Origin of the sequence: Mycobacterium sp. MYCO198283, assembly GCF_021213805.1 — a bacterium.
In the GTDB taxonomy this organism is placed as follows: Bacteria; Actinomycetota; Actinomycetes; order Mycobacteriales; family Mycobacteriaceae; genus Mycobacterium.
The window spans coordinates 496,039-514,181 of record NZ_JAJQJI010000001.1 but is presented as its reverse complement, the minus strand read 5'-3'; the positions used below and the strand labels follow the sequence as shown (position 1 = coordinate 514,181).

Sequence of the window (18,143 nt, the reverse complement as noted above, 5' to 3'; positions counted from 1 at the left end):
CCGCGCATCACCGGCGGGGACGGTCAGGCTCGGCGGCCGGCTCCGCCGCGCAGCGCCGCGAGCCGCCGGATCGCCTCGTCGAGCGTCTCGTCGCGCTTGCAGAACGCGAAGCGCACCAGGTGGTTCCAGTCGTCGCCGTGGCCCGGGCCCGGATCGCAGAACGCCGACATCGGGATCGCGGCCACGCCGATGCGTTCCGGGAGGTCCGCGCAGCAGGCCGTGCCGTCGTCGTAGCCCAGCGGCCGCGGGTCGGCGCACAGGAAGTAGGTGCCCGCGCTGGCGTGCACGTCGAACCCGAGTTCGGTGAGTGCCCCGCCGAGCCGGTCGCGGTTGCGCTGCAACGAGATCCGCAGGCGCTCGACCCAAGCGTCCTCGTGGTCGAGCGCGTAGGCGACGGCAGGCTGGAACGGTGCGCCGCCGACGTAGGTGAGGAACTGCTTGGCCGCGCGGATGCCGGCGATGAGATCGGCGGGCGCACAGGCCCAGCCGATCTTCCAGCCGGTGGCGTTGAACATCTTCGCCGCGCTCGAGATTGTCACCGTGCGCTCGGCCATGCCGGCGTACCCCGCGATCGGGCGGTGCTGCGCGTCGTCGAAGACGAGCGCCTCGTACACCTCGTCGGTGATGACGAGCAGGTCGTGCGCCGTCGCCAGCTCGGCGAGAGCGGTCAGCTCCGCACCCGACAGCACCGTGCCCGTCGGGTTGTGCGGCGAATTGAGGATCAGTGCGCGGGTCTTCGGCGTCACCGCGGCGCGCAGTGCGTCGACGTCGAGCGCGAAGCCGCGGCCGTGCGGCCGCAGCGGCACGGGCACTCGCTGCGCGCCGGCCATGGCGATGGTCGGGGCGTAGGAGTCGTAGTACGGCTCGACGAGCAGCACCTCCGAGCCGGGCTCGACGAGCCCGATCACGGCGGCCGCGATCGCCTCGGTGGCGCCGGCGGTCACCAGGATCTCGGTCTCGGGGTCGTAGTCGGCTCCGAAGCGCCGCTGCCGGTGGGCGGCGATGGCGTGGCGCAGCTCCGGAATGCCGAGGCCGGGCGGGTACTGGTTGGCGCCCTCGGCGATCGCCCGCTGCGCGGCGGCGAGCATGGCGGGCGGGCCGTCCTCGTCGGGAAAGCCCTGGCCGAGGTTCACCGCGCCGATCCGGGCCGCGAGCGCGGAGGTCTCCGCGAACACCGTCGTGGTGAAGGGTCGCAGCCGTTCGACCGTCATGGCGCTCGAGGTTAGGCCGCCGAGACCGACGAAATGGCGCCGACGTCTCGCACTTCTCCCGCCCGTTCGTCGGTTTCGGCGGGAGGACCGCCCCAACCAACAGGTTGGTTTAGGCTGTTACGCTGCGGGCTATGTCCGAAGAAGCCTTCATCTACGAGGCCATCCGCACCCCTCGCGGCAAGCAGCGCAACGGCTCCCTGCACGAGGTCAAGCCGCTGAACCTCGTGACCGGCCTGATCGACGAGATCCGCCGGCGCCACCCCGACCTCGACGAAAACCTGATCAGCGACGTCATCCTCGGCGTCGTGTCACCGATCGGCGACCAGGGCGGCGACATCGCGCGTACCGCGGTGCTCGCCGCGGGCCTGCCCGACACCACCGGCGGCGTGCAGCTCAACCGGTTCTGCGCCTCCGGCCTCGAAGCGGTCAACACCGCCGCGCAAAAGGTGCGCTCCGGCTGGGACGACCTGGTGCTCGCGGGCGGCGTCGAGTCCATGAGCCGCGTGCCCATGGGCTCCGACGGCGGCGCATGGGCCACCGATCCGGAGACGAACTACCGCATCGGCTTCGTGCCGCAGGGCATCGGCGCCGACCTGATCGCCACCATCGAGGGTTTCTCACGTGAGGACGTCGACGCCTACGCCGCCCGCTCGCAGGAGCGTGCGGCCGCGGCCTGGTCGGGCGGCTACTTCGCAAAGTCGGTCGTGCCGGTGCGCGACCAGAACGGCCTGGTGATCCTCGACCACGACGAGCACATGCGGCCCGGCAGCACCGTCGAGAGCCTCGGCAAGCTCAAAACCGCCTTCGACGGCATCGGCGAGATGGGTGGCTTCGACGAGGTGGCGCTGCAGAAATACCACTGGGTCGAGAAGATCAACCACGTCCACACCGGCGGCAACAGCTCCGGCATCGTCGACGGCGCCGCGCTGGTGCTCGTCGGCAGCGAAAAAGCGGGCCAGTCGCAGGGGCTGACCCCGCGCGCTCGCATCGTGGCGACCGCGACGAGCGGCTCCGACCCGGTCATCATGCTCACCGGCCCGACCCCGGCCACGAAGAAGGTGCTCGACCGCGCCGGGCTGACCGTCGACGACATCGACCTGTTCGAGCTGAACGAGGCGTTCGCGTCGGTGGTGCTGAAATTCCAGAAGGACCTGAAGATCCCGGACGAGAAGCTCAACGTCAACGGCGGCGCCATCGCGATGGGGCACCCGCTGGGCGCCACCGGGGCGATGATCACCGGCACCATGGTCGACGAGCTCGAGCGCCGCGGCGCGCGTCGCGCGCTGATCACGCTGTGCGTGGGCGGCGGCATGGGCGTGGCCACCATCATCGAGCGCGTCTAGGAAGGCCGAAAATGCCAGTAGAGAACACCATTCAGTGGGACAAGGACGACGAGGGCATCGTCACCCTGACGCTCGACGATCCGACCGGCTCGGCGAACGTGATGAACGAGCACTACAAGGAGTCGATGCGGGGCGCCGTCGAGAAGCTCGCGGCGGAGATCGACTCGATCACCGGCGTCGTCATCACCAGCGCGAAGAAGACCTTCTTCGCCGGTGGTGACCTCAAGGGCATGATGACCGTCGGACCCGACGATGCCGAGGCGTCGTTCGCCGAGGTCGAATCCATCAAAGCCGACCTGCGCAAACTCGAGACGCTGGGCAAGCCCGTCGTCGCGGCCATCAACGGCGCCGCGCTCGGCGGCGGCCTGGAGATCGCGCTGGCGTGTCACCACCGCATCGCGGCCGACGTCAAGGGTTCGGTCATCGGCCTGCCCGAGGTGACGCTGGGCCTGCTGCCCGGCGGCGGCGGCGTGACCCGCACCGTGCGCATGTTCGGCATCCAGAAGGCGTTCATGGAGGTGCTCAGCCAGGGCACCCGGTTCAAGCCGGCCAAGGCCAAGGAGATCGGCCTGGTCGACGAGCTCGTCGACTCGGTCGACGACCTGGTGCCCGCGGCCAAGGCGTGGATCCGCGACAACCCCGACGCCCACACCCAGCCGTGGGACGTCAAGGGCTACAAGATGCCCGGCGGCACCCCGGCCTCGCCGGCGCTCGCGGCGATCCTGCCGTCGTTCCCGGCGCTGCTGAAGAAGCAGCTCAAGGGTGCCCCGATGCCCGCGCCACGCGCCATCCTCGACGCCGCCGTGGAGGGTGCGCAGGTCGACTTCGAGTCGGCCAGCCGCATCGAGAGCCGCTACTTCGTCTCCCTGGTCACCGGGCAGACCGCCAAGAACATGATCCAGGCGTTCTTCCTCGACCTGCAGACCATCAACGGCGGCGGCTCGCGTCCCGACGGCATCGGCAAGACCCCGATCAAGAAGGTCGGCGTGCTCGGGGCCGGCATGATGGGCGCCGGGATCGCCTATGTGTCGGCGAAGGCCGGGTTCGACGTGGTGCTCAAGGACGTCAGCCTGGAGAACGCCCAGAAGGGCGAGAGCTACTCCGAGAAGCTCGAGGCCAAGGCGCTGCAACGCGGCAAGACCACCGAGGAGAAGTCCAAGGCGCTGCTCGACCGCATCACCCCGACCGGCGACGCGGCCGATCTGAAGGGCGTCGACTTCGTGATCGAGGCCGTCTTCGAGAACACCGAGCTGAAGCACAAGGTGTTCCAGGAGATCGAGGACATCGTCGAGCCGAACGCGGTGCTGGGCTCCAACACCTCCACGCTGCCGATCACCGGTCTCGCGACCGGCGTGAAGCGCCAGGAGGACTTCATCGGCATCCACTTCTTCTCCCCGGTCGACAAGATGCCGCTGGTGGAGATCATCAAGGGCGAGAAGACCTCCGACGAGGCGCTGGCCCGGGTGTTCGACTACACGCTGGCCATCGGGAAGACCCCGATCGTCGTCAACGACAGCCGCGGCTTCTTCACCAGCCGGGTGATCGGGACGTTCGTCAACGAGGCGCTCGCGATGCTCGGTGAGGGCGTCGAGCCGGCGTCCATCGAGCGGGCCGGCAGCATGGCGGGCTACCCCGCGCCGCCGCTGCAGCTGTCCGACGAGCTCAACCTCGAGCTGATGCAGAAGATCGCGACCGAGACCCGCAAGGCCGCCGAGGCCGAAGGAGCCAGCTACGAGCCGCACCCGGCCGAAGCGGTCGTCAACACCATGATCGAGATCGGCCGGCCGTCGCGGCTCAAGGGCGCCGGCTTCTACGAGTACGTCGACGGCAAGCGCGCCGGGCTGTGGCCGGGCCTGCGGGAGACGTTCAAGTCGGGCAGCGCGAACATTCCGCTGCAGGACATGATCGACCGCATGTTGTTCGCCGAGGCGATCGAGACGCAGAAGTGCCTCGACGAGGGTGTGCTCACCTCGACTGCCGACGCCAACATCGGCTCGATCATGGGCATCGGCTACCCGCCCTACACCGGCGGGTCGGCGCAGTTCATCGTCGGTTACCAGGGCGAACTGGGCATCGGCAAGGACGCGTTCGTGGCGCGGGCCAAGCAGCTGGCCGAGCGCTACGGCGAGCGCTTCACCCCGCCGGCGTCGCTGTCGTCGTAAGCTCGACGACGTAGCACCCCCGCTACCGGCGCACGATCGCCGAGAACCCCCGGAACCGGTTGTTCCGGGGGTTCTTGCGTCTGCCGGCCTGACGCGCCTGCGCCCGGGCGGCTCAAGCCCGATGTGCCGTCAGAACGAACCGAGATCCGCCGAGTACCAGTTCTTCGGCTCGAGCCAGATGGCGACGTGCTCGCCGAGATTGGCGCGGGCAAAGGCCAGGTACCGCTCGGCGGCCGCCTCGTCGAGGTAGCGGTGGGCCAGCTCCACCATCTGTTCGTCGGTGCCGGGCTCGATGCGGGCCACCGGGCCGTCCACCGCGACGTAGCGCACCGAGGGCTCGACCCGGTCGACCAGCAGGCTGAAATGCCCCGCCTGCTCGATCAGCCGGTGTTTTCGTGAGCCGGCCCCGGTGAGCACCCAGGGTTGGCCGCCGGGGGTGTACTGGTACCAGATCGGCAGGGTGAGGGGGCCGCGACCTGCGCCGGCGGACACCGACAACGCGGCGACGTGCGGTTCGGTCAGGAATTGCTCTCGTTCGTCCTTCGACAGCGCCATGGTCGGAGGATAACGACGGCCGCTGACATGCACCGCCTCTCAGCGGACCGGGGTCGGATACTTCGGGACGGTGATCGAGTCGTAGAGCCGGATGCCCTTGTCGTTGAGCCGCGCCAGCGCGGACGTGACGCGGCTCGGAAGCAGCGAGACCAGGCGACCCGCGCCCATGAACGCCCGCACCCCCAGTCGGGACGTCGGCAGGATCCCGCTGGTCATCGCCTTGGCCAGCGCGCGGGCGGCGAGGACCGACGGCGTCATGAACTGCTCGTAGGCGCTAAACGCCGCGGCATGATTGCCCGCGGCGCGCTCCAGCTCGCCCGCGAGGACGTAGGCGCCGATCACCGCGAGGCTGGTGCTGCCGCCGACTGCCGGGCCCGGGCAGTAACCGGCGTCGCCGACGAGCGTCACCCGGCCACGCGACCAACTCGTCAGCTGCAGCTGGGTGATCGCGTCGAAGTAGAACGCGGGTGTGCGTTCCAGTTCCCGGAGCCACCGGTCGACGGGCGCGGACATTCCAAAGAAGCGTTCACGCAACAGCCGGCGATGCCCGGCCGTGTCGCGGTGGTCGTAGTCGTAGGGTGCGTCGGGACGGAAGATGAACACCGCACGGGCATCGGTGAGGTGGTCGGCGGTGTAGATCATCGCGGAGCGGTCGACGTCGATGAAACCGGTCGACTCGCCCTCGCGGGCAAACGATTTCGGCACCGACACAACCGACAGGTATGCGCCGAGGAACTCGGTGTGGCCGGCGTCCTCCCCGAACACCAGTCGGCGCACTCCCGAATGCAGGCCGTCGGCGCCGATCACGACGTCGAAGGTCCGCGCTGCGGACCGCGCGAACGAGACGCTGCCGTCGTCACCGATGGCGGTGACGCGATCACCGAACAGGTACTCGACGTCGTCGCGGCCGGCGTCGTAGTAGATCTCGCTGAGGTCGTCGCGCATGATCTCGACGTGGCGGTCAGACATCGTCGCCGTCAACTTGCGGTAGTCGATGGACGCCGGGCGGGTGGCGCCGACGCGATGTATCAGCAGCTGCTCGGTGCCGGTCGCGTGCGCGAGGACGCGATCGACGACGCCCATCTGCTCGGTGATCTCCATGGCGGGTCCGATGAGGTCGACGGCGTGCCCGCCGGTCTTGCGGAGCGCGGGTGCGCGCTCCACAACGGTGACGTCGAAGCCGCGGCGGGTGAGCCAGTAGGCCGCGACGGGTCCGGCGACGCTGGCACCGGAGATGAGCACTCGCATGACATTCTCCTTACTTAACGGTCGGTAACCTCTCGGCAGAGCTTACTTAATGATCGGTCGGTTAGGGTGACCCGGTGAGTTCCGCCCGCACCGACACCCGGCGGCGGATCCAGGACGTGGCTCGGGAACTCTTCGCCGTCAAAGGCGTGCAGCGGACCAGCCTGCAGGACATCGCCGCCCGACTCGGGATCTCGAAGCCGGCGCTCTACCATCACTTCTCGTCACGCGAGGACCTGGTGCGCAGCATCGTGCAACCGCTGATCGACGGTGGGGAGTCCTTCGTGCGCGAGTGTGAAAGCCGAGGCGACGTCACGCCGCGGAAAGTGCTCGAGGGATTCTTCGACTACTCCTACCGCAATCGTGCCGATCTGGTTCTGGTGGTGTCGGAGCTGAGCACCATCGCCGACCTCGGCCTGATCGACAGCATGATGGCCTGGCGCGAACGGCTGGGCCGGCTGATCTACGGCGCCGACCCGGACCTGGAGCAGGCCGCCCGTGCGGTCATCGCGCTCGGCGGGTTGCAGGATTGCTGTCTCCAATTTCCCGACGCACCGCCGGAGGCGCTGCGCGCCGCAGCGGTCACGGGTGCAATGGCGGCGTTGGGCCTGTGACGCCGCGGTCCGGGGCTAGGGTCGCGGCATGCGCTTCGGACTCTTCATCCCGCAAGGGTGGCGGCTCGATCTCGTAGGCATCGCGCCCGAGCGGCACTGGCGGGTGATGAGCGACCTCGCGGCCTACGCCGACGGCGCCGATGCCTGGGATTCGCTGTGGGTGTACGACCACTTCCACACGGTGCCGCTGCCCACCGGCGAGGCGACGCACGAGGCGTGGACGCTGATGTCGGCGTACGCGGCGACCACGCGCCGGATCAAGCTCGGGCAGATGTGCACGTCGATGGGCTACCGCAACCCGGTGTACCTCGCCAAGGTGGCGGCCACCGTCGACGTCATCTCCGGCGGGCGGGTGCAGATGGGCATCGGCGGCGGCTGGTACGAACACGAATGGCGCGCTTACGGTTACGGCTTCCCATCGGCCGGCGAGCGGCTCGGGCGGCTCGACGAAGGGGTGCGCATCATGCGCGACGCCTGGCGCCACGGCACCGTGAGCCTGCCTGACGCCAAGTACTACGTCGGGGTGAAGGACGCGATCGTGGCGCCGAAGCCGCTGCAGCCCAACGGCATCCCGCTGTGGATCGCCGGCGGTGGGGAGCGTAAGACGCTGCGGATCGCCGCCCGGTATGCGCACTACACCAATTTCAGCGGTGAACCCACGGCGTTCGCGCACAAGTCGAACGTGCTGGCGGGGCACTGCCGCGACCTCGGCACCGACTTCTCGGCCATCGTGCGCTCGGTCAACGTCAACGCGGTGCTGGGGGACTCCGAGCGGGAGGTGGCCGACCGCATCGCCGCCATCCGCGACCGGCTGGTACCGATCGTCGGGGAGGACGCGGCCGACGCGCTGCTGAGCGCCACCAGCTCGCCGGACTCGGCGAGCGGCACGGTGGAGCAGGTGGTCGAGCGGCTGACCCGCATCCGAGAGCTCGGCTGCGGCTACGTCATCGTCTATTTCCCCGAGGCGGCCTACGACCGGTCGTCGATCGAGCGCTTCGAGCGCGAGGTGATCCCGGCGCTGACGCGATAGCGCTGCGAGAACGTCCTTCTCCATTTTGGAAATGCTGATGTACTATCCGCACATGCAGAAGGCACTGGCGCCCGAGATCTCCACGTGGCCTGACGACAACCCGCAGCTCATCGGCAGCACGTGCGGCCACTGCTCGGCCACCGTGTTCCCCTCGCAGCCGCGCTGCCCGAAGTGCAGCAAGGCGGAGATGAGCGACGTGACGCTGCCGCGCACCGGCACGCTGATCGCCTGGACGACGCAGGGCTTCCCGCCCGGACCGCCCTATGCCGGGCCCACCGGCAAGGACTTCGTGCCGTTCGGCGTCGGGCTCGTGCAGCTGGGTGATCTGGTGCGTGTCGAGGGCCGGCTCACCGAGAACGACCCGGCCAAGCTGCAGTTCGGTATGCCTGTCGAGCTGACGATGATCCCGTTCACCACCGACGCCGACGGCAACGAGATCGTCACGTTCGCCTTTCAACCCGCCTGAGACGAGAAGGACTTCCGCGCCATGACGAACCACAACGACGTCGCGATCATCGGGGTCGGTCTGCACCCGTTCGGCCGGTTCGAGGGCAAGTCCGCCGTCGAGATGGGTGCCGATGCCATCCAGCTGGCGCTCGACGACGCCGGATTGCAGTGGCAGGACATCCAATTCGGCTTCGGTGGCAGCTACGAGGTGTCCAACCCGGACTCCGTGACCCGGCTCGTCGGGCTCACGGGCATCACGTTCACCAACGTGTTCAACGCCTGCGCCACCGCCGCGAGCGCCATCCAGCAGACCGCGGACACCATCCGGTTGGGCAAGTACGACATCGGCATCGCGATCGGGCTCGACAAGCACCCCCGCGGCGCCTTCACCGACGACCCCGCCAAGCTCGCCCTGCCGCAGTGGTACGCCCAGAACGGCCAGTTCGTCACCACCAAGTTCTTCGGGATGAAGGCCAACCACTACCTGCACAAGCACGGCATCTCGCAGGCCACGCTGGCGAAGGTCGCGGCCAAGAACTTCCGCAACGGCGCACTGAACCCGAATGCGTTCCGCCGCAAGCCGATCGGCGAGGACGAGATCCTCAACTCGACGGTGCTGAACTACCCGTTGACGCAGTACATGTTCTGCGCACCCGACGAGGGTGCGGCCGCGGTGATCATGTGCCGCGGCGACCTCGCGCACCGCTACGCCAAGAAGCCGGTGTACGTGCGGGCGTCTGAGATTCGGACCCGTCGGTTCGGCGCCTACGAGGTGCACGCCACGTCCGCCCCGCTCGACGAGGACGCCGCCCCCACCGTGTACGCGGCGCGGGCCGCCTACGAGGCCGCGGGCATCGGCCCGGAGGACGTCGACGTGGCTCAGCTGCAGGACACCGACGCCGGCGCCGAGGTGATCCACATGGCCGAGACGGGGCTGTGCGCCGACGGCGAGCAGGAGAAGCTGCTGGCCGACGGCGCCACCGAGATCGGCGGGTCCATCCCGGTCAACACCGACGGCGGGCTGATCGCCAACGGCGAACCCATCGGCGCCTCCGGGCTGCGGCAGATGCACGAGCTGGTGCGGCAGTTGCGCGGCGAGGCCGGCGAACGCCAGGTGCCGGGCGAACCGAAGGTCGGGCTCGCGCAGGTGTACGGCGCACCCGGGACCGCGTCGGCGACCATCCTGTCCGTCTGATCCTCCCAGCGTTAGGGTCCCCGCGCCGCCGGGTACGAACCCGGGGAGCGGAGGAGAAGAGGCGATGGAGAAGATCTCACTGACGGCGGCGGCGCGGGAGCACCTGGAGACCGCGCGCACGTCGAACAGCGGACGCAGCGCGCACACCGTCTACGGCGGGCATGAGCACTCGCTGCGGCAAACGCTGATCGCGCTGACCGCCGGCAGCGGTCTCGACGAGCACGAGAGCCCGGAGGAGGCGACGCTGCAGGTGCTGCTGGGTCGCGTCACACTCACCGTCGGTGACGCCAACTGGGAAGGGTCCGCGGGTGATCACATCGCCATCCCGCACGAGCGCCACTCGCTGCAGGCCCTCGAGGACTCCGCGGTGCTGTTGACGGTCTTTCAGCGGGTCGGCCCGCACACCTGACGATCGCTACGGCGTCGTTCCGGGCGGTGGGATCGGCATCGGCGGCATCGCCGGCGGCGGCGGGTCGTAGTATCCCGGCGGCGGCGGACCGGTCAGCGGGTAATAACCCGGGGGTGGCGGCGGTCCGGCGACCGCCGGCCGCACGCCGGGATCGACTGCCGGCGTTGACGACTCGGGCGCGTTGATCGAGGTATAGCCCGGGGGCAGCGCGGGCGCCGGTCCTGCGCCCGCCGGCGGCGCGGTGCCGACGGCCTGGCCGGGGGCTTCGGTCAAGCCGTAGGGATCACGGGCCGTGTGCCAGGCGTCGCGGAGGAACCCGAGCGGACCGTCGCCGGAGCCGTAGACCGGGTTGGGGATTTCAGGCACCGGCGGCGGGCCGACGGGCGGGGGCGACGCCGGATCCGCGACCGGAACGGCCGGATCGGCGAGGGCGGGCGCCGCGCCGAGCACGGCGCCGGTGCATACCGTCAAGGCGATTAGAAATAACATGCCAGCGACGTTCGTCCCCCGGCTTCGCTGCAATGCGCTCATGACCATCAACGTTAGTACCTCAGCCTATTGCCGCGGGTCAAGTCACATATCGCGGCGACCGGCGGGCTGAGGCCGCGGTGGGGTCGAGACGCCCAAGAACTAGTGTGTTACTTCAGCCTGACTAAGCAGGTAACTCACGCGCGACTGGTTCTTGAATACATTGCCCGGGTAAGCGTTGTCCGGAAACACTTCGACGAGCTTCTGCACTATCTGTTCAACCCTTTCTTCTATGTCATCGAGTCGGCTATCAAGGTCGCTCTGTGGATCAATAAGGAAGGGTTCGCCTAACTCCCTCAATATTACATGCGCTATGGCGCGGCGGCCGTGCACCGCGATGCCGGCTCGCACGCCGTCGCTGTACTGTTCAATCACGTCTAAGATATCGTCGACGTGCTCCATTACCCGTACTGCTTGGACGAGTCGCATCGGATCCGTATTCGGGTTGAAAAGCGATCGGTACAACGAGTTGTCGGCGAAGAGCCTGGAAACTTCACGTTTCGCCGTAACCGCTGGCGCAACGCTCTCGGATGCGCACGCTAGTGCGATCGCCGCTTGCCGCAAGTCGATGACCTTCGTGCGGTCCCGCTGCTTAGGCACTTCTGCACTCCGAAGTACGTACTCATAGCCCATCACTGCAAGCTCATTGGCGAGGCGGTGCTGGTTTTCGTCCAGAAAGGCGAAATCCTGGCTTGAAACCTCATTCTGAGTATTCGCATAGCGCGTGATCATTCGCGCCAGCTCAGAGTCATCTTGCGGCACTTCAATGCATCTAACGATCACATAAGCTGATTCCAATTGTGTCTCGTAAGCCGACCCGACAGCGGAACCGAGTGTCGAGACTGTCTGGGCGCCATTCACTATACTAGCGTTCATGAGTTTAATAAAAGCTGCTTCACGAGATACCATGCCGCTGGCACCCGTTTCAATTCTTTCAGCTAGGATCGTTATGCCGTTGTTGTAGTAGAAAAAGCGTTCCGGCGACGTCTTTAACGTATTGAAGATGCCCTCATTTATATCGGACCTCGGTATGACAACCCTGATGTTGTCCGCGAACAGATCGGATCCGAATGATTGAAACCATTGGGCAATGGTTCTCGCCGAAACACGTCCGTAGAACACTCTCTGCGGTTCGTAAGCTCGTCCCCAATCCAGTATCTGCATCTCTATATCGACGGACGGACGACTGGAGTCCGCGATCGAGTTGAACAGGTCAGCCTGCGCTATGTGTGTATGACCTGCTAGGGGTTCTGTATCTTCCAGATCGTTCAACTGTCCTAGCAGATCGGAAATCGGACTCGTAACCTCACTCGCAAGCGGTTCAATCGCAGTGGTAACTGTGACTAGCTCGATCTTCGCGCCTGGTGTTCTCAGGACGGCGTTGACTGCACTGCGGGTTGATTCGGAAGCTTGCAAGACGTCCTCTGCCGCCTGCATACCTAGGAGTGATCTAGCGCCTTGAAGAAACTTCAAAACATCTGACAGTCCGAGCGATCCACTCCCATTCTGTCGCCACTTCGACTGAACTATCACTACGAGCCGTCCGCTTGGGTCAACCCCAACGGCGTCTATCCCGTGATCTCCCTCGCCGTCTGTTATCTCGACGATAGCGTCACTATCCTCAGCGTTGAATCCAGGTACGAGACCTAGCGCATGGAGAGCGAGGAGTCTTGAGAGGTTATTCTCCGGCGTGAGCTGATCGTTCCAGTGGCCGACTTCATAACGGCTCTTGATATGAGTTTCGATCTGGTTAACATGAAACTTGCTCACGGAGCAATATCTTAGCTAAACGAAGCGCTGACGGCGTAGCCATCAGAGCGCCGGACCCAGCAGGTCGTCGGCGTCCTTGATGACGTAGCCGTAGCCCTGCTCGGCGAGGAAACGCTGCCGGTGCGCGGCGTACTCGGCGTCGAGGCTGTCGCGGGCGACCACGGAGTAGAAGAACGCGCCACCGCCCTCGGCCTTTGGCCGCAGCAGCCGGCCGAGGCGCTGCGCCTCCTCCTGCCGGGAGCCGAAGGTGCCCGAAACCTGCACGGCGACAGAGGCTTCCGGGAGATCGATCGAGAAGTTGGCGACCTTCGAGACCACCAGCGTGGAGATCTCGCCGCGACGGAATTGGTCGAACAGCGCCTCGCGCTCCGCCGTCTTCGTCGACCCCTGGATGACCGGGGCGTCGAGTTCGGCGCCCAACTCGTCCAGCTGGTCAAGATAGGCGCCGATGACCAATGTCTGCGCGTCGCGGTGGCGCTCCAGGATCGACCGCACGACCGGAATCTTCGTGTGGACCGTGGAGCACAGCTTGTAGCGTTCCTCGGGTTCGGCGGTCGCGTAGATCATCCGCTCGTTGTCGGTCATCGTGACACGCACCTCGATGCACTCCGCCGGGGCGATCCAGCCCTGGGACTCGATGTCCTTCCACGGCGCGTCGTAGCGTTTCGGCCCGATCAAGCTGAAGACGTCGCCCTCGCGGCCGTCCTCTCGGATCAGCGTGGCGGTGAGCCCGAGGCGCCGGCGGGACTGCAGGTCCGCCGTCATCCGGAACACCGGCGCCGGCAACAGGTGGACCTCGTCGTAGATGATCAGTCCCCAGTCGCGGCTGTCGAACAGCTCGAGGTGGCGGTACTCACCCTTGGTGCGGCGCGTGATCACCTGGTACGTGGCGATGGTGACCGGGCGGATCTCCTTGCGTTCGCCGGAGTACTCGCCGATCTCGTCCTCGGTGAGCGACGTGCGGGCGATCAGCTCCCGCTTCCACTGCCGGCCCGCCACCGTGTTGGTGACCAGGATCAGCGTGGTGGCGCCCGCCTTGGCCATCGCGGCAGCGCCCACCAGCGTCTTGCCGGCGCCGCACGGCAGCACGACGACGCCGGAGCCGCCCGCCCAGAACGAATCCGCGGCCATCTCCTGGTAGTCGCGCAGCTGCCAGCCGTCCTGCCGCAGGTCGATCCGGTGCTTCTCGCCGTCGACGTATCCCGCGAGATCCTCGGCGGGCCAGCCGATCTTCAGCAGCAGCTGCTTGACGCGGCCGCGCTCGCTAGGGTGGACGATCACCGTGTCGTCGTCGATGCGTGCCCCCAGCATCGGCGCGATCTTTTTGTGCCGCAACACTTCTTCGAGCACCGCGCGGTCGAAGCTCACCAGCGTCAGCCCGTGCGCGGGATGCTTCACCAGCTGCAGGCGGCCGTAGCGGGCCATGGTGTCGACGATGTCGACCAGCAGCGGCTGCGGGACGGCGTAGCGCGAGTGGGTGACCAGGGCGTCGACGACCTGCTCGGCGTCGTGGCCCGCGGCGCGGGCGTTCCACAGCGCCAGCGGCGTGATCCGGTAGGTGTGGACGTGCTCCGGGGCGCGCTCGAGCTCGGCGAACGGCGCGATGGCGGCGCGGGCATCCGCCGCCTTGGGGTGGTCGACTTCGAGCAGCACCGTCTTGTCGGACTGGACGATCAGCGGTCCGTCGGTCACGGTCGCCCCGGCTTCTGGCAGAAAGACATCCCACCATTATCCCGCGCGCCGGCAGTGCTCAATCCGGCTCGACCGGCACCACCGACGACACCCGGTGCACCGCGAACTCCCGCACCCGCCCGGCCGCGGGATCGAACGCGGCGAGCTGCCCGCCGCGCAGGCTGACCGGCTCGACCACCCGCTGGCTGCGCACGCCGGCGTTGTCGACGTAGCCGATGAGCACGGTGGTGTGGTCGCGCACCGCCTCCTGCAGCGCCAGCATCGCCGACGCCGCGTCGAGCGTCAGCCCCACCGGGGTGCTCGCCACCTTGCGCAGCACCGCAACGATGGCGCGCAGCTTGTCGTCGTCGACCGGCGCCGGGCGGCTGGTGCGGCGCTGCGGCGGCGTCGGCACCCGAGCGCGGCTGCCGCGCAGGTCAACGATGGTGCCCGTGGCGTCCTCGGCGGCCGGTGCGAGACCGGCGGCACGCAACCCCGCCAGCAGCTCGGCCAGCGGCGCCTGCGACACCGCGACCGTGGGGGCGAGCAGCCGCAATTGCAGGTCCTCGGCCACCGGAGCCGACATCACCTCCGTCAGCAGCGCCGGGTCCTCGCAGCGGACGAACGAGCTCGCGATCCCGACGCGCAACCGCCCGTGGCGCCGTGCGACGTCGTCGACGAGATAGGTGAGCCCCTGGGGCACCGGCGTCTTCGAGTGCTTGGCGAAGAACGCCTGCAGCGTGCTGGCCGTGATGCCGGTGTCCAGCGCGCGCCGGATCGACGCCTCGCTGACGCGGTACACCATGGCGGCGCCGGCGGACTCCACGTCGGCCACCACGGCCAACCGTTCGGCGAGCTCGCGGTCGAGCGGACCGGGCACCACGACCGTCAGGTCCGCCTGCACCAGGAAGTAGTCGATGGGCGCGGGCAGGATCTGCTGCATCGCCGCCGCGGCCGCCTCGGCGTCGCCGGCCTGCAGGGCGCGCGCCGGTGTGCTCAGCGCGCCGCGGCCCACGATGCCCAGCGCGGTCGCCTCGTCGAGCAGGTCGGCGATCGGCTCGTCCTGCAGCCGCGCCGCCCACCGGGGCCGCCGCCAGCGCAGCAGCTCCGAGGCGGCGGGCGCGGGGACCGCGGTGCCGGGCGGCAGTTCGGCCAGCGTCTGCAGCAGCAGGCGCCGGTCCAGCGGAACAGCGCTCTGCGGCATGACGTCGGCCAGCGCCGGGATCGGCTTGCCGTCGGGGCCGCGGCGGCCGATCAGGCTCGGCCGGCGGGGCAGTGTGAGCCACGTCGACGCCAGCAGTTGCCAGCGCGCCGCGGGCGTCGCCTCGACGAACCGGTCGGCGGCGACCGTCGGCGCCCAGAACGGCGCCACGCCGTCGGCGGGCGGCGGATCCGGCTGGCCGGCGGAGATCAGGCCGGCGCCCGCGCTGAGCTCCAGCAGCAGGCCCAGGCGGGGTTCGTCGAGCCCGGTCACCTTCGTCAGCCGCCGGACCTCCCGCACCCCCAAGCCGCCGCTGCGCAGCTCCGGCACGGGCGCGGCACCCAGGATGTCGAGCAGCAGCTCCACCTCGCGCAACAGGTCCACGACCGCACCCGCGGCCGCCGCGTCGACGTCGGCCACCGGCCGCACCGGCAGCTCCGGGCGCGGCGGCGTGAGGGTCAGCGGTCCCGGCGGCTCACCACGCAGCAGCTGCCCCACCAGCCGCGGCAGGATCACGGTCTCGGCGTCGAGCTGACGGAGCAGCCCGGCGGCGAGCAACCGCTGCACCGGCCGGTCGGACGGGGTGCCGGGCGCGGCGTCACGCGTGCGTCCCACCGGCGAGCCGGTCACCAGCCGCTCCAGGATGTCCCGCTGCGGGTCGTCGAGGCCGTCGAGTAGCGCGCGGACCTCATCCGGCGGGCGCGTGGTGTCCTCGGAGATCACCTGGCCGGGATGCCAAGGGAGCGCCGAGGCCGTCTCGGCCGCCACGCGCACCGAGTCCTCACCCCACACCAGGGCGCGGTCGCGGAGCGCCTCGACCGCGTCCGCCACCGCGTCGCGCGGCGCGCGGTCGCCGATCAGCGCATGGAGCTTGGTCAGCGGCACGGCCGCGGTGTCGGCCTGCAGCACGAGCAGGGCGTCGATGACGGCGAGCGTCAGGAAGTCCAGCTGCTCGACGGCGGGCCGCACCGACTGCCGCGACTGGGCGCGCGCCGCCAGCGCCGCCAGGCTGCCCGGGGGCGGGGACGTCAGATCGGGACGCAACCGCAGCAGGCGAACCAGGCGGTCGTCGTCGAGATCGGCCAGCCAGGTGCCCAGCGGCGCGCCCCTGGTGGAATCGGTCATCGCAGGCCAGCGTAGTCAGCCGACCGGTCTCGCGACGGCCCGCCGGGACTGTCAGAATGGGGACGTGGCTGAGAAGGCGAGTAAACCGCGCAAGAACACCTACGTCGACAACGGCTGGCCCGCCGTCGACGGCGAGCACGCCGTCAGCGAACTGGCCGCCGACCGGGTCGGGGCGCTGTCGCCCTTCGGCGACGTCGAATTCCCGCTGCCCGCCGACGCCCTGCCCTACGTGCATCCGGTCACCGAGATCAACCGGTAACGGTGGCCGACCGGCTGTCGCACCTCGACGCCGAGGGCGCGGCGCGCATGGTCGACGTCACCGCCAAGGACGCGACCCGGCGCACGGCGGTGGCGGCCGGCACCCTGCGCACCACCGCCGAGGTGGTGTCGCTGATCGCCACGGGCGGACTGCCGAAGGGTGACGCCCTGGCGACCGCGCGGATCGCGGGCATCATGGCCGCCAAACGCACCAGTGAGCTGATCCCGTTGTGCCACCAGCTGGCGCTCACCGGCGTCGACGTGGACTTCGCCGTCGGCGCCGAGGACATCGCCATCACCGCCACCGTGCGCACCACCGACCGCACGGGCGTCGAGATGGAGGCACTCACCGCCGTCAGCGTCACCGCGCTGACGCTCTACGACATGGTCAAGGCCGTCGACCACACCGCCGTCATCGGCGACATCCGGCTGCTGCGCAAAGCGGGCGGCAAGACCGGCGACTGGGAGCGGCCGTGACGCGGACGGGCCGCGTGGTGATCGCGTCCACCCGCGCGGCGACCGGCGTCTACGACGACAGGACGGGACCGGTCATCGTCGACTGGCTGAACCAGCGCGGCATCGCCACGCCGCCGCCGGTGGTGGTCGCCGACGGCATTCCGGTCAGCCGCGCCCTGCACACCGCGGTCGGCGAGGACGTCGACGTCATCATCACCTCGGGCGGCACCGGGATCTCACCGACCGACGGCACGGCGCTGGCCACCGAGAGCATCGTCGACTACCAGATCCCCGGCCTGGCCGACGCCATCCGGCGTGCCGGGGAGGACAAGGTGCCCACCGCGGTGCTGTCGCGCGGGATCTGCGGGGTGCGGGGCCGCACGCTCATCGTGAACCTGCCCGGCTCGCCCGGCGGGGTGCGCGACGGCCTCGGCGTGCTGGCCGGCGTGCTGGATCACGCGCTCGACCAGCTCGCCGCGAAGGACCACTGATGGCCGAGGTGCTGCGCGCCGAGCTGACCGACGAGCCCATCGACCTGGCGTCCCACGAGGAGCTGGTGGCGCACGTGAGCGCCGGCGCCGTCGTCGGGTTCGCGGGGGTGGTGCGCGATCACGACGGCGGCCGGCCGGTGCGGCGGCTGGAGTACTCGGCGCATCCGACGGCGCAACAGACGCTGGCCGACGTGGTCGCCGAGGTCGCCGCACAGGCCGACGGGGTGCGGGCGGTCGCCGCCAGCCATCGCGTGGGTAGCCTGCGGCTCGGGGATGCGGCCCTGGTGGTCGCCGTCGCCGCCGACCACCGCGGAGCCGCCTTCACCACCTGCGCGCGGCTGGTGGACGCCGTCAAGGAACGGCTACCGGTGTGGAAACACCAGTTCTTCGCCGACGGCACCGACGAGTGGGTGAACTCCGCCTGAGCGCCCG

At 68.9% G+C, this 18,143-nt stretch carries 18 protein-coding genes; 11 read left to right on the top strand and 7 right to left on the bottom strand.

Annotation, left to right across the window (positions count from 1 at the left end; translation table 11 throughout):
* Window positions 1–23: 23 nt before the first annotated feature.
* On the bottom strand, window positions 24–1,211 hold the full coding sequence (locus LV457_RS02535; protein ID WP_232168797.1) for a pyridoxal phosphate-dependent aminotransferase: 1,188 nt from the start codon (window positions 1,209–1,211) through the stop codon (window positions 24–26).
* Window positions 1,212–1,342: 131 nt separating this feature from the next.
* On the opposite strand from LV457_RS02535, the gene LV457_RS02530 reads away from it, so the two are divergent.
* A complete protein-coding gene (locus LV457_RS02530; RefSeq protein WP_232168796.1) occupies window positions 1,343–2,554 on the top strand; it encodes an acetyl-CoA C-acetyltransferase in 1,212 nt (403 codons plus the stop codon).
* 11 nt (window positions 2,555–2,565) lie between these two features.
* Window positions 2,566–4,716, top strand: coding sequence for a 3-hydroxyacyl-CoA dehydrogenase NAD-binding domain-containing protein (locus tag LV457_RS02525; protein ID WP_232168795.1), 2,151 nt, complete (start codon window positions 2,566–2,568; stop codon window positions 4,714–4,716).
* A gap of 129 nt (window positions 4,717–4,845) precedes the next feature.
* Here LV457_RS02525 and LV457_RS02520 read toward each other — a convergent pair whose 3' ends face one another.
* Together LV457_RS02520 and LV457_RS02515 are read right to left on the bottom strand one after the other, a co-directional pair.
* Entirely contained in the window at window positions 4,846–5,271 is a 426-nt protein-coding gene (locus tag LV457_RS02520) for a pyridoxamine 5'-phosphate oxidase family protein (RefSeq protein WP_232168794.1), read from the bottom strand.
* Between the two features lie 39 nt (window positions 5,272–5,310).
* Window positions 5,311–6,519, bottom strand: a complete 1,209-nt coding sequence (locus LV457_RS02515; RefSeq protein ID WP_232168793.1) for an FAD-dependent monooxygenase — start codon at window positions 6,517–6,519, stop codon at window positions 5,311–5,313.
* A gap of 74 nt (window positions 6,520–6,593) precedes the next feature.
* Here LV457_RS02515 and LV457_RS02510 point away from each other — a divergent pair, with 74 nt between their 5' ends.
* The 5 genes from LV457_RS02510 to LV457_RS02490 all read left to right on the top strand — a co-directional run bounded on the left by LV457_RS02510 (window position 6,594) and on the right by LV457_RS02490 (window position 10,211).
* The gene (locus tag LV457_RS02510; protein ID WP_232168792.1) at window positions 6,594–7,130 is read left to right on the top strand and encodes a TetR/AcrR family transcriptional regulator; all 537 of its coding nucleotides are present in this window, start codon (window positions 6,594–6,596) and stop codon (window positions 7,128–7,130) included.
* 28 nt (window positions 7,131–7,158) lie between these two features.
* Window positions 7,159–8,160, top strand: coding sequence for an LLM class F420-dependent oxidoreductase (locus LV457_RS02505; RefSeq protein ID WP_232168790.1), 1,002 nt, complete (start codon window positions 7,159–7,161; stop codon window positions 8,158–8,160).
* A gap of 52 nt (window positions 8,161–8,212) precedes the next feature.
* Window positions 8,213–8,626, top strand: coding sequence for a Zn-ribbon domain-containing OB-fold protein (locus LV457_RS02500; protein ID WP_232168789.1), 414 nt, complete (start codon window positions 8,213–8,215; stop codon window positions 8,624–8,626).
* Window positions 8,627–8,647: 21 nt separating this feature from the next.
* Complete coding sequence (locus tag LV457_RS02495; protein WP_232168788.1) at window positions 8,648–9,802, top strand: thiolase family protein; 1,155 nt, start codon at window positions 8,648–8,650, stop codon at window positions 9,800–9,802.
* Window positions 9,803–9,866: 64 nt separating this feature from the next.
* Window positions 9,867–10,211 carry a cupin domain-containing protein gene (locus LV457_RS02490; RefSeq protein ID WP_232168787.1) on the top strand — a complete coding sequence of 115 codons (345 nt, stop codon included), beginning with the start codon at window positions 9,867–9,869 and terminating at the stop codon, window positions 10,209–10,211.
* 6 nt (window positions 10,212–10,217) lie between these two features.
* Here the strand turns inward: LV457_RS02490 and LV457_RS02485 are convergent, their stop codons facing one another.
* The 4 genes from LV457_RS02485 to LV457_RS02470 all read right to left on the bottom strand — a co-directional run bounded on the left by LV457_RS02485 (window position 10,218) and on the right by LV457_RS02470 (window position 16,506).
* The gene (locus LV457_RS02485) at window positions 10,218–10,700 is read right to left on the bottom strand and encodes a hypothetical protein (RefSeq protein WP_232168786.1); all 483 of its coding nucleotides are present in this window, start codon (window positions 10,698–10,700) and stop codon (window positions 10,218–10,220) included.
* A 141-nt stretch (window positions 10,701–10,841) separates the two neighbouring features.
* Window positions 10,842–12,509 carry an AIPR family protein gene (locus tag LV457_RS20160; protein WP_232168785.1) on the bottom strand — a complete coding sequence of 556 codons (1,668 nt, stop codon included), beginning with the start codon at window positions 12,507–12,509 and terminating at the stop codon, window positions 10,842–10,844.
* Between the two features lie 42 nt (window positions 12,510–12,551).
* Window positions 12,552–14,201 (bottom strand): DNA repair helicase XPB, encoded by a 1,650-nt coding sequence (locus LV457_RS02475; RefSeq protein WP_232168784.1) that lies wholly within the window; start codon window positions 14,199–14,201, stop codon window positions 12,552–12,554.
* 58 nt (window positions 14,202–14,259) lie between these two features.
* Window positions 14,260–16,506, bottom strand: coding sequence for a helicase-associated domain-containing protein (locus LV457_RS02470; protein WP_232168783.1), 2,247 nt, complete (start codon window positions 16,504–16,506; stop codon window positions 14,260–14,262).
* Window positions 16,507–16,570: 64 nt separating this feature from the next.
* Here LV457_RS02470 and LV457_RS02465 point away from each other — a divergent pair, with 64 nt between their 5' ends.
* The 4 genes from LV457_RS02465 to LV457_RS02450 are packed head-to-tail and all read left to right on the top strand — an operon-like array spanning window position 16,571 to window position 18,136.
* The gene (locus LV457_RS02465) at window positions 16,571–16,765 is read left to right on the top strand and encodes a hypothetical protein (protein ID WP_232168782.1); all 195 of its coding nucleotides are present in this window, start codon (window positions 16,571–16,573) and stop codon (window positions 16,763–16,765) included.
* A gap of 2 nt (window positions 16,766–16,767) precedes the next feature.
* Window positions 16,768–17,241 carry a cyclic pyranopterin monophosphate synthase MoaC gene (moaC, locus tag LV457_RS02460; protein WP_308192156.1) on the top strand — a complete coding sequence of 158 codons (474 nt, stop codon included), beginning with the start codon at window positions 16,768–16,770 and terminating at the stop codon, window positions 17,239–17,241.
* Window positions 17,238–17,711 carry a molybdenum cofactor biosynthesis protein B gene (locus tag LV457_RS02455; RefSeq protein WP_232168781.1) on the top strand — a complete coding sequence of 158 codons (474 nt, stop codon included), beginning with the start codon at window positions 17,238–17,240 and terminating at the stop codon, window positions 17,709–17,711. The genes moaC and LV457_RS02455 overlap by 4 nt, the downstream gene beginning before the upstream one ends.
* Complete coding sequence (locus LV457_RS02450; protein ID WP_232168780.1) at window positions 17,711–18,136, top strand: molybdenum cofactor biosynthesis protein MoaE; 426 nt, start codon at window positions 17,711–17,713, stop codon at window positions 18,134–18,136. Before LV457_RS02455 ends, LV457_RS02450 begins: the two co-directional genes overlap by 1 nt.
* The last annotated feature ends 7 nt before the right edge of the window (window positions 18,137–18,143 follow it).